General features: G+C 72.8%; 8 protein-coding genes. 3 read left to right on the forward strand and 5 right to left on the reverse strand.

Translation table 11 applies throughout. The features are described from left to right. Positions 1-77: 77 nt before the first annotated feature. Entirely contained in the window at positions 78-3,305 is a 3,228-nt protein-coding gene (locus GUY60_RS28420) for a S41 family peptidase (RefSeq protein WP_161702883.1), read from the reverse strand. A gap of 108 nt (positions 3,306-3,413) precedes the next feature. Between GUY60_RS28420 and GUY60_RS28425 the strand changes: the two genes are divergently transcribed. Next, the gene (locus GUY60_RS28425) at positions 3,414-3,767 is read left to right on the forward strand and encodes a hypothetical protein (protein ID WP_161702885.1); all 354 of its coding nucleotides are present in this window, start codon (positions 3,414-3,416) and stop codon (positions 3,765-3,767) included. A 25-nt stretch (positions 3,768-3,792) separates the two neighbouring features. Here GUY60_RS28425 and GUY60_RS28430 read toward each other — a convergent pair whose 3' ends face one another. Genes GUY60_RS28430 through hrcA form a run of 4 tightly spaced genes read right to left on the reverse strand, consistent with a single transcriptional unit; the run spans position 3,793 to position 7,811 of the window. Next, the gene (locus GUY60_RS28430; RefSeq protein WP_161702887.1) at positions 3,793-4,530 is read right to left on the reverse strand and encodes a 16S rRNA (uracil(1498)-N(3))-methyltransferase; all 738 of its coding nucleotides are present in this window, start codon (positions 4,528-4,530) and stop codon (positions 3,793-3,795) included. Beyond that, positions 4,527-5,600 (reverse strand): nitronate monooxygenase, encoded by a 1,074-nt coding sequence (locus GUY60_RS28435; protein ID WP_161702889.1) that lies wholly within the window; start codon positions 5,598-5,600, stop codon positions 4,527-4,529. The genes GUY60_RS28430 and GUY60_RS28435 overlap by 4 nt, the downstream gene beginning before the upstream one ends. Positions 5,601-5,657: 57 nt before the next feature. Then, positions 5,658-6,794, reverse strand: coding sequence for a molecular chaperone DnaJ (gene dnaJ, locus GUY60_RS28440; RefSeq protein WP_161702891.1), 1,137 nt, complete (start codon positions 6,792-6,794; stop codon positions 5,658-5,660). Then, the gene (hrcA, locus tag GUY60_RS28445) at positions 6,795-7,811 is read right to left on the reverse strand and encodes a heat-inducible transcriptional repressor HrcA (protein ID WP_161702893.1); all 1,017 of its coding nucleotides are present in this window, start codon (positions 7,809-7,811) and stop codon (positions 6,795-6,797) included. A gap of 173 nt (positions 7,812-7,984) precedes the next feature. Here hrcA and GUY60_RS28450 point away from each other — a divergent pair, with 173 nt between their 5' ends. Then, a complete protein-coding gene (locus GUY60_RS28450; protein WP_161702895.1) occupies positions 7,985-8,728 on the forward strand; it encodes an MBL fold metallo-hydrolase in 744 nt (247 codons plus the stop codon). A 34-nt stretch (positions 8,729-8,762) separates the two neighbouring features. Continuing rightward, positions 8,763-9,572, forward strand: coding sequence for a DUF3097 domain-containing protein (locus tag GUY60_RS28455; RefSeq protein WP_161702897.1), 810 nt, complete (start codon positions 8,763-8,765; stop codon positions 9,570-9,572). Positions 9,573-9,650: the final 78 nt, after the last annotated feature.

Raw genomic sequence — 9,650 nt, forward strand, 5'->3', positions numbered from 1 at the left:
AAGAGACAGGGGCGGGGCGGGGAGAAAGTCGAGCCCTCCGGCACCGGCGGACCAGGGGAACACGGGTCCCCCGGGACTCACAGCTCAGGCAGCTCCGGAGGAACCTTCGCCGGATTCTCCACCAGCACCGCCAACGCCATCCGAACCGCCTCATCCAACTGCGGATCACGCCCCGCCGCATAATCCTGCGGAGCGGTGACGACCTCGACGTCCGGGTCGACGCCATGGTTCTCCACGGACCACCCGTAACCCTCAAGCCAGATCGCGTACTTGGGCTGCGTGACAAGCGTCCCGTCGACCAGCCGGTACCGGCTGTCGATGCCGACGACACCGCCCCAGGTACGCGTACCGACCACCGGCCCGATCCCGAGCGCCTTGATCGCGGCGTTGACGATGTCACCGTCCGAGCCGGAGAACTCGTTGGCGACGGAGACCACCGGACCGCGCGGCGCGTCCGCCGGGTAGCTGAACGGGGCCTGGCCGCGCGGCACGTCCCAGCCGACGATGCGGCGCGCCAGCTTCTCCACGACGAGCTGCGAGGTGTGGCCGCCGCGGTTCTCCCGTACGTCGACGATCAGCCCCTCCTTGGCCACCTCCACCCGCAGGTCGCGGTGGATCTGCGCCCAGCCGGGGGCCTGCATGTCGGGCACGTGCAGGTAGCCGAGGCGCCCCTCGGAGAGCTCATGCACGTACGCCCGCCGGTCCGCGACCCACGCGTGGTACCGCAGCGGCTCCTCGTCGTCGACGGGCACCACGACCGCGTGCCGGGGGTCGCCGCCGCCGGAGGGCGAGACGGTCAGCTCGACCGGCCGGCCCGCGGCGCCGACGAGCAGCGGTCCGGGTCCGGTGACCGGGTCGACGGGGCGGCCGTCGACCGCGAGCAGCGCGTCGCCCGCGCGCACCGCGACCCCGGGTGCGGCGAGCGGTGAGCGGGCGTGCGGGTCGGACGTCTCGGAGGGCAGTACCCGGTCGATGCGCCAACTGCCGTCCTCGTGCCGGGAGATGTCGGCGCCGAGCAGCCCCTGAGCGCTGTCGGAGCCGCTGTACCCGCCGGGTCCGCTGACGTAGGCGTGCGAGGTGCCGAGTTCGCCGTGGAGTTCGTAGAGCAGGTCGACGAGGTCGTCGTGGGTGGCGAGGCGGTCGACGACCGGACGGTACCGGTCGAGTACGCCGTCCCAGTCGACGCCGCCGAGGTCCGGGCGCCAGAAGTTGTCCCGCATGAGGCGGCCGGTCTCGTCGAACATCTGCCGCCACTCGGCGACGGGTTCGACGGTCTGCCGGATACGGGACAGGTCCACGGTGATGTTGCTGTCGCCGTCGTCCTCGGAACCGGCCCTTCGGTCGCTCGGCACGACCTTCAGGAAGTCCCCGGAGTGCAGCAGGACCCGCTTGCCGTCGCCGCTGACCGTGAAGTGCTCGGCGTCGGAGCTGAGTTCCTCGATCCGGCGCTGGGCCAGGTCGTACCGTTCGAGCGCGGTGCGCGGGCCCGGGTCGTCGGGGGTGGCCCGGTTGGCGCCGAGCGCACCGCGCACCGGGTGGCGCAGCCAGAGCAGTCCGTCCTTGGCGGCGCGCAGGGTGGTGTAGCGGGCGGCCTCGACGGGGAAGGCCACGATCCGGTCGGCGAGCCCTTCGAGGTCGATCCGGGTGGTGGGGGCGTCGTCGCCGCCCGCGACCTCACCGGACTTCTCGGCGCCCTCGAAGGGCCGGCCGTGCCGCTGCGGCCCGAACGGCGAGGGCGTGGTGGCGGACAGCGTGATCAGGTGCGGCCGGCAGGCGCCGACGAAGGCCAGGTCGAAGACGTGCACGTCGTAGACCGGGTCGAAGGAGCGCTCGGAGAGGAACGCGAGGTGCCGGCCGTCGAGCGTGAAGGCGGGCTCGTAGTCGCAGAAGCGCAGCGGGGTCGCCTCGGAGACCGCCAGGTCGGCGGTGTTGGCGAGCTTGAGCTGGCGCAGCGGCGCGGGCCCTGGGTGGGACCAGGCGAGCCAGCCGGAGTCGGGCGAGAAGACCAGGCCGGAGGCCTCGCCGTGCTCGCTGCGGTCCACTTCGCGTACGTCGCCGGACTCGCGCTCGACGAGCAGGACCCGCCCGTCGTGCGAGGCGACCGCGGCGCGGCTGCCGTCGGGCGCCATGGCGAGGGAGAGCACGCGGCCCAACTGCCCGGCGGCGACCCGGCGTACGGACGCGCCGGGGGCGACGCCGGTGGCCGGGCAGAACTCCAGGGCGTCGTCGCCCTCCGCGTCGGTCACCCACACCACGTGCTCCTCGCCGGACACCCGGAAGGTGCGCGGAAGCCGGGCGCGTACGCCCTGTTCGGCGGTGAGGGCGCGGGCGGGGCCCTCGCGGTGGGTCACCCAGTGGACGGCGCCGCGCACGGAGACGGCGCTGCCGCGGCCGGTGTGGTCGGGGGTGGCGGCGCCGAGGTGCCGCTCGGGCTGTACGGGGTGCGGCTGCAGGTCGGTGCGCTGGCCGCCGAGGGCGATGTCGAGGCGGCGCGGCTCGGCGTCCACCAGGTCGTCCAGGAGCCAGAGTTCACCGGCGGCGGCGTACACGACGCGCGTGCCGTCGGTGGCGGCGTGCCGGGCGTAGAAGCCGCCTCCGCCGCCTGCTTCCGGGCCGAGCGGGGTGTGCCGGCGCAGGTCGGTGCCGTCCGGCAGCGCGGAGTAGACGGCTCCGGTGCCGTCGTGGTCGGAGAGGAACGCGATCCGCTCCCCGGCCCACATCGGGTGCTCGATGTTCCCGTCGACCTCTTCGAGGACGCGTACGAACTCGCCGTCGCCCGCCCGGTCGATCCACAGCTTGCCCGCCGAACCGCCGCGGTACCGCTTCCAGTACGCGGCCTCGGTGCCCATGGTCACGCTCTGCAGCAGCACTCCGCCGTCAGGGCCGAAGGCCAGGTCACCGACCGGTCCGTACGGCAGCACGGGCGCGGGCCCGCCGTCGAGCGGCACGGCACGGGCCCAGCTGCGGCGCAGCGAGGCCTGCCCCTGGGTGGTGACGGCGAGCACCTGCCCGTCGGGGGTCCAGCCGCGCACGGAGGTCTTCCCGCTCCCCCAGTACGTCAGCCGCTGCGCGGGCCCGCCCTCGACCGGCGCGACATGCACCTCGGGGGCGCCGTCGCGGGTGGACGTCCACGCGATGCGGGTGCCGTCGGGCGAGATCCGGGGCTGGGTGACCGGCATGTTGTCGGCGCTGACACGCCACGCGCGGCCGCCGTCGAGCGGCGCGACCCAGACGTCGTCCTCGGCGGTGAAGGCGACCAAGTCGCCCTGAACATGCGGAAACCTAAGGTAGGCAGGCTGTGTCACCCATTCACCTTATGCAGCTCGCACCGCCCGTGCGAGGCGTTTGGATCACTTGCCCGCCCCGCCCAATTCCCTTCGCTCCAGGGCGACATGGGCCCCTACAGTGGCCCGATGCCGAACGACCACCGCCTGCGCCGCCTGGTCACCGGACCCGCGACCTACCGCTGGAAGGTCCACCACCGCCACTCCCGCACCGACCCGTGCGCGGAGGTCCTCAGCGTGTACGCGGAGGGCTGCAGGGTCCCGCTGCGCCTGGTGTTCCGCGCGGGCGAGGGCCGGTACGTGGCCGACGGCTGGTGGTACTCGGGCTGCGTCACGACCGGCGACGGCCGCCTCCTCAACCTCCGGGAGCCCGGCACCGTACGCCGCCTGACCGACACGGCCCGCGCCCGCGGGCTGCTGCCGGGCACCGGGGAGACGGACGGCTGGCCGCTGTTCGACGCGCAGTTCGGCGACGAGGGCTGAGACCGACTCCGGGTACTAGCGGGGGCTAGCTCCAGCGTCCGCTGCGTCCGAGCAGCAGCGCCGTCGCCGCCGTACCGGCCGTGGACGTGCGCAGCACGGACGGGCCGAGGCGGTACGGCTCGGCGCCCGCCCCGGCGAAGAGGTCCAACTCCTCGGGGGAGACGCCCCCTTCGGGCCCGACGACCAGGATCACGTCGCCGGTGGTAGGCAGTTCGGCCGTGGCCAGCGGGGTGCTGCCCTCCTCGTGCAGGACGGCGGCGAGGGACGCACCGGCGAGCAGCGCGGCCACGTCCTTCGTCGAGGCGAGCTCGCCGACCTCGGGGAAGCGCAGCCGGCGGGCCTGCTTGCCCGCCTCGCGGGCCGTGGCGCGCCACTTGGCGAGGGACTTGAGGCCGCGCTCGCCGCGCCACTGCGTGATGCAGCGGGACGCGGCCCACGGCACGATCGCGTCGACGCCGGTCTCCGTCATGGTCTCCACGGCGAGTTCGCCCCGGTCGCCCTTGGGGAGCGCCTGCACCACGGTGATCCGCGGCGCCGGTTCGGGGTCGGTGAGCGTGCCGGTCAGCTCGACGGTGAGCCGGTCCTTGCCCTCCGCGGCGAGCACCACCGCGGCGGCGCCGTTGCCGAGCCCGTCCGTGAGGACCACATGCTCCCCCGCGCGCAGCCGCCGTACCGACACCGCGTGCCGGCCCTCCGGCCCGTCGAGTACGAACTCGCCGCCCCCGGAGGGGACTTGGTCAACGACGAAGACGGGCGCGGTCACGGCGCGCTCCGCAGGCCGAGCGCCGCCTTCGCCACGTCCAGCTCCGCCGCGAGCACCTCGACCAGCTGGCCCGCGGGCAACTCCCGGCTGAGCCGGTGGCCCTGGCCCGCCCACAGGCTCATCGCCTGCGCGTCCCCGGCCTTGGCGGCCGCCTTGCGGATGCCGCCGGTGAGGTAGTGGACCTGGGGGTACGCGGCGGGCGCGTACCGCCCGTGCTCGCGCATGAAGCGGTTGACCAGGCCACGCGCCGGGCGCCCGGAGAACGCGCGGGTGAGCTCGGTCCGTACGAACAGGGGGTTCGTCATGGCCTGCTTGTGCAGCGGGTTGGCGCCCGACTCGGGGCAGACCAGGAACGCGGTGCCCAGCTGGGCCGCCTGCGCGCCCGCCGCGAGCACGGCCGCGATCTGGCTGCCGCGCATCAGTCCGCCGGCCGCGATGATCGGCAGCTGTACGGTCTCGCGGACCTGGGCGACGAGGGCGAGCAGGCCGACCCCGCTGCCGTCCCGCTCCGGGTCGTCGCGGTGCGTGCCCTGGTGGCCGCCCGCCTCGATGCCCTGCACGCACACCGCGTCGGCGCCCGCCCACTGCGCGGCCTGGGCCTCTTCGGGCGTGGTGACGGTGACGACGGTGGCGGTGCCGACCCGCGAGAACGCGTCGAGCACGTCACGGCTGGGGCAGCCGAAGGTGAAGGAGACGACGGGGACCGGGTCGTCGATGAGGATGGCCAGCTTGGCCTCGTAACCGTCGTCGCGCCCGGAGTCCGGGTCACCGAGCGGAGTGCCGTACCAGGCGGCCTCGCCCGCCAACTGCTGGGCGTAGACGGCGACCGCGGACGCGTCCGCGCAGTCGGGCTGCGGCATGAAGAGGTTGACGCCGAAGGGCCGGTCGGTGAGCCCACGCAACTGCTGGATCTCTTGGTACATGCCGTCGGCGGTCTTGTACCCGGCGGCCAGATAGCCGAGACCACCCGCCTCGGACACGGCCGCCGCGAGCACGGGGCACGAAGCGCCACCGGCCATGGGCGCCTGCACGATCGGGTACGGGCTGAGATCGGTCAGTGCGGTGGACATGACCGCATGGTTTCACGTCCACCGCACCGATCCGAACCGGCCGTCAGGTGCCCGACATCAACGCCCGTTGAACGCATCCTTCAACCGCGAGAACAACCCCTGCTGCCCCGGCTGGAACTGCCCCGTGGGCCGCTCCTCGCCGCGGGCCACGGCCAGCTCCCGCAGGATCCGCTCCTGGTCGGCGTCCAGCTTGGTCGGCGTGGTGACCTCGACGTGCACGATGAGGTCGCCGCGGCCGCCGCCGCGCAGATGCGTGATGCCACGCCCGTGCAGCGGCACCGACTGGCCGGACTGCGTGCCGGGCCGGATGTCGATCTCCTCCATGCCGTCGAGCGTCTCAAGCGGCACCTGCGTGCCGAGAGCCGCCGCCGTCATCGGGATGGTGACCGTGCAGTGCAGGTCGTCGCCGCGCCGCTGGAAGACGGGGTGCGGCAGTTCGTGGATCTCGACGTAGAGGTCACCGGCGGGGCCGCCGCCGGGGCCGACCTCGCCCTCGCCCGCGAGCTGGATCCGGGTGCCGTTGTCCACACCGGCCGGGATCTTCACCGTCAGGGTGCGACGGGAACGGATCCGGCCGTCGCCCGCGCACTCGGGGCACGGGGTCGGGACCACGGTGCCGAAGCCCTGGCACTGCGGGCACGGGCGCGAGGTCATGACCTGGCCCAGGAAGGACCGGGTGACCTGCGAGACCTCACCGCGGCCGCGGCACATGTCGCAGGTCTGCGCCGAGGTGCCGGGTGCGGCGCCCTCACCGGAGCAGGTCGTACAGACCACGGCCGTGTCGACCTGGATGTCCTTGGTGGTGCCGAACGCGGCCTCGTCCAGCTCGATCTCGAGCCGGATCATCGCGTCCTGGCCGCGCCGGGTACGTGACCTCGGGCCGCGCTGGGACGCCGTACCGAAGAACGCGTCCATGATGTCCGAGAAGTTCCCGAACCCGCCCTGTCCGAAGCCACCGGCGCCACCGCCGCCGCTCTGCGACAGGGGGTCACCGCCGAGGTCGTAGACCTGCTTCTTCTGCGGGTCCGACAACACCTCGTAGGCGGCGTTGATCTCCTTGAAGCGCTCTTGCGTCTTCGGATCGGGATTCACATCCGGGTGCAGCTCGCGCGCGAGCCGCCGGAATGCCTTCTTGATCTCGTCCTGGGAAGCGTCGCGGCGCACGCCGAGTACGGCGTAGTAGTCCGTGGCCACTTACGACTCCGCCAGGATCTGTCCGACGTAACGTGCCACTGCGCGTACTGCTCCCATCGTTCCGGGGTAGTCCATGCGGGTCGGTCCGACCACGCCGAGTTTGGCGACTGCTTCGCCGCCCGAACCGTAGCCGACCGACACGACGGACGTGGAGTTGAGGCCCTCATGGGCGTTCTCGTGACCGATGCGTACGGTCATGCCCGAATCCTCCGCCTCGCCGAGCAGCTTGAGGAGCACGACCTGCTCCTCAAGGGCTTCGAGCACCGGCCGGATCACGAGCGGGAAATCATGTCCGAAGCGGGTGAGATTGGCGGTGCCGCCGATCATCAGCCGTTCTTCGGTCTCCTCGACGAGCGTCTCCAGGAGCGTCGCGAGAACGGTCGACACGGTGCCGCGGTCGTCCGCCTCGAACGACTCGGGCAGGTCCTGCACCAACTGCGGTACGTCCGCGAAGCGGCGGCCCGCGACCCTGCTGTTGAGCCGGGCCCGCAGATCCGCGAGCGCGCTCTCGCCGAACGGCGCCGGGCAGTCGACGTGCCGCTGCTCGACCCGGCCGGTGTCGGTGATCACGACCAGCATCAGCCGCGCCGGGGCGAGCGAGAGCAGCTCGACATGGCGCACCGTGGACCGCGTCAGGGACGGGTACTGCACCACGGCGACCTGCCGGGTCAGCTGTGCGAGCAGCCGCACGGTCCGGCCGACGACGTCGTCGAGGTCGACGGCGCCGCCCAGGAAGTTCTGGATGGCCCGCCGCTCGGGCGCGGTCATCGGCTTCACGGAGGTGAGTTTGTCGACGAAGAGGCGGTAGCCCTTGTCGGTCGGGATGCGCCCGGCACTGGTGTGCGGCTGGGCGATGAACCCTTCCTCCTCCAGCGCCGCCATGTCGTTGCGCACGGTGGCCGGGGAGACACCCAGGTGGTGCCGCTCGGTCAGCGCCTTGGAGCCGACCGGCTCCTCGGTGCCGACATAGTCCTGGACGATGGCGCGCAGCACCTCGAGTCTGCGTTCGCTGAGCATGCCCGCACACCTCCCTGCCGTCGTCCGGTGACCCATTCGTCCGCTGTTGGCACTCACCGCGGCCGAGTGCCAGCCTTTCACCGGCCCAGTGTACGGCCGGTGGGTACGCCCCCGGCAAGGGTGGGGGCGCCGAGGCCGCGCAGCCCCGCGCGCACGGGGTTAGCGTCATTCGTATGCGGTTGACTTGGGAAGGGCCGGGCACCTCCGGCTGGGAGCGGCTGTCCGCGAGCGTGGCCCGGCGGCGGCTGCCGGTGTGGGACTGCACGGTGGGCCTGGTCGCGGGTACGGACGGGGCGCTCATGATCGACGCCGGCTCGGCCCTGCGGGAGGGCGCGGAGCTGCGCACCCAGGCACGGTCCCTGCTCGGCGGCCGGCGTGTGACGCATCTCGCGCTCACCCACCCGCACTTCGATCACGTACTGGGCGCGGCCGCGTTCGCGGGGGTCGAGCTGTACGGCGCGGTCGGCATCGACACGGTGCTCGCGCGAGGCCGCGACGAGCTGGCCGCCTCCGCGGTGCGGCACGGCCTCGACCCGGCCGCGGCGGGCGAGGCCGCGGATCTGCTCGTACGGCCGCACCACCTGGTGTGCGGCGAGTGGACCCTGGACCTGGGCGGCGGGATGCAGGTGCTGCTTGCCAATGTCGGGCCCGGCCACACCGGGTACGACCTCGCCGTCCTGGTGTCCGGTGGCGACGGCTCCCCGGAGATCGTGTTCTGCGGCGACCTGGTCGAGGAGTCCGGCGCACCGCAGGCGGGCCGGGACGCGATGCCCGCGCAGTGGCCGCACGCCCTGGACCGGCTGCTCGAACTGGGCGGCGAGGACGCGGTGTACGTGCCGGGGCACGGTTCGGTGGTGAACGCGGCGTTTGTCCGTGCGCAACGCGACACCCTGGCGGCGCGATTCGGCGTGTCGTGACCCGGCCCGCTCCGCTTCTCTTATCGTCGGCCGAATGCGCAGCTACAGCCCCGATCTCACGCCTCCGTGGAAGAAGCAGAAGCCGGTTTTGGAGGTGGCCGCCGAACGCGATCTGGTCGTGGAGGAGGTGGCGACCGGGTTCTGCGGCGCGGTGATCCGCTGCGAGGCGGGCACGGTGACCCTTGAGGACCGCTTCGGCAAGCACCGCGTCTTCCCGCTCGAACCCCGCGGGTTCCTCCTTGAGGGCCGGGTGGTCACCCTGGTCAGGCCCACGTCCGCCGCTCCGGCACGGCCCACGCGTACGGCCTCCGGTTCGGTCGCGGTGCCCGGCGCCCGCGCCCGGGTCGCGCGAGCGGGCCGTATCTACGTGGAGGGCCGCCACGACGCCGAGCTGGTCGAACGGGTCTGGGGCGACGACCTGCGCATCGAGGGCGTGGTCGTGGAGTATCTGGAGGGCGTGGACGATCTGCCCGCGATCGTCGCCGAGTTCGCCCCGGACGCGGACGCCCGGCTCGGCGTCCTCGTGGACCACTTGGTGCCCGGCTCGAAGGAGTCCCGCATCGCCCAGGCGGTCACCAGCGAGCACGCACTGGTCGTGGGCCACCCGTACATCGACATCTGGGAAGCCGTGAAGCCGTCCTCGGTAGGCATCGCGGCGTGGCCCCGCGTCCCCCGCGGCCAGGACTGGAAGACGGGCGTCTGCGAGGCGCTTGGCTGGCCCACGAACACGGGGGCGGTGTGGCAGGCGATCCTGGAACGGGTGTCGTCGTACAAGGACTTGGAGCCGGAGTTGTTGGGGCGGGTGGAGGAACTGATCGACTTCGTCACGGCACCGGTGGAGTAGCGATCACGGGGGCAAATTCAGCCCCTCCGGCGTTTGAGGTGGGGGCACCTCCCAGCGGTAGCTGGGGGAGGGGGTCCG

It is taken from the genome of Streptomyces boluensis (genome assembly GCF_009908195.1).
GTDB classification, from domain to species: domain Bacteria; phylum Actinomycetota; class Actinomycetes; order Streptomycetales; family Streptomycetaceae; genus Streptomyces; species Streptomyces boluensis.

Excerpts from the sequence above, each read along its gene's own strand:
- GUY60_RS28425 (WP_161702885.1), top strand. The coding sequence starts at position 3,414 with ATGCCGAACGACCACCGCCTGCGCCGCCTGGTCACCGGACCCGCGACC.
- GUY60_RS28435 (WP_161702889.1), bottom strand. The coding sequence starts at position 5,600 with ATGTCCACCGCACTGACCGATCTCAGCCCGTACCCGATCGTGCAGGCG.
- hrcA (WP_161702893.1), bottom strand. The coding sequence starts at position 7,811 with ATGCTCAGCGAACGCAGACTCGAGGTGCTGCGCGCCATCGTCCAGGAC.
- GUY60_RS28450 (WP_161702895.1), top strand. The coding sequence starts at position 7,985 with ATGCGGTTGACTTGGGAAGGGCCGGGCACCTCCGGCTGGGAGCGGCTG.
- GUY60_RS28455 (WP_161702897.1), top strand. The coding sequence starts at position 8,763 with ATGCGCAGCTACAGCCCCGATCTCACGCCTCCGTGGAAGAAGCAGAAG.